Origin of the sequence: Micromonospora sp. NPDC049171 (assembly GCF_040648275.1) — a bacterium.
In the GTDB taxonomy this organism is placed as follows: domain Bacteria; phylum Actinomycetota; class Actinomycetes; order Mycobacteriales; family Micromonosporaceae; genus Micromonospora.
This window is the reverse complement of sequence record NZ_JBEZDJ010000076.1, coordinates 1-1,018: the sequence shown is the minus strand read 5'-3', so window position 1 is coordinate 1,018 and position 1,018 is coordinate 1. Positions and strand designations below refer to the sequence as shown.

Below are 1,018 nucleotides of genomic sequence, written 5' to 3'. Positions count from 1 at the left end.
GTGTTCGCGGTGAACCCGTTGCAGGCGGCCCGGTATCGGGAGCGCCTGGCGGTGTCCGGGGCCAAGAGCGACGCGGCTGATGCGCACATGCTGGCGGACATGGTGCGCACGGACTCGCACCAGCTGCGGCCGGTCGCCGGTGACAGTGCCGAGGCTGAGGCGGTCAAGGTGGTCGCTCGGATGCATAAGACGTTGATCTGGGAACGCACCCGGGCCGGGCAGCGGTTGCGGCACGCGTTACGGGAGTACTTCCCGGCCGCGGTGGCCGCGTTTGAGGACCTCGACGCCGGCGACACCCTGGAACTCCTCGCCAGGGCACCCGATCCGGCGAGCGCCGCCCGGTTGAGCCTGGCGCAGATCAGCGCGGCCCTCAAACGCGCCCGCCGCCGTGACATCCCGGCCAAGGCGGCGGCGATTCAAGCGGTGCTGCGCGCCGAGCACCTCGGTCAGCCAGCGGTGGTGACCGCCGCCTACGCCGCCTCGGTGCGCGCCCTGGTCGCGGTGCTGGTCACTCTCAACGAGCAGGTCACCACCATGCAAGGGCAGGTGCAGGCCCATTTTGGTCGGCACCCGGACGCTGAGATCATCCTGTCCCAACCCGGACTCGGTGTTGTCCTCGGCGCCCGGGTACTCGCCGAGTTCGGCGACGACCACGACCGCTACACCTCAGCCAAGGCCCGCAAGAACTACGCCGCGACCAGCCCGATCACCCGCGCGTCCGGCAAGAAACGCACCGTCACGGCCCGCTTCGTCCACAACGACCGGCTCATCGACGCCCTCATGACCCAAGCGTTCACGTCGCTGCGCGCGTCCCCCGGAGCCCGCGCCTACTACGACCAGCAACGCGCCCGCGGCGTCAGCTACCGCGCCGCGCTACGACAACTCGCCAACCGACTCGTCGGCATCCTCCACGGATGCCTCAAGACCGGCACCACCTACAACGAGACCACCGCCTGGACACATCACCCCAACACCGCCACTGCTTGACACCTAAGCACCTGGGATGTCTTTGCTCTGC

1 protein-coding gene is annotated in these 1,018 nt (G+C 69.2%); it reads left to right on the top strand.

Going from position 1 to position 1,018, the window contains the following annotated elements; genetic code table 11:
• Window positions 1-987: IS110 family transposase (locus tag AB0B14_RS36755; RefSeq protein ID WP_357526769.1), on the top strand; the 987-nt coding region annotated here is incomplete at its 5' end.
• Window positions 988-1,018 lie beyond the last annotated feature (31 nt).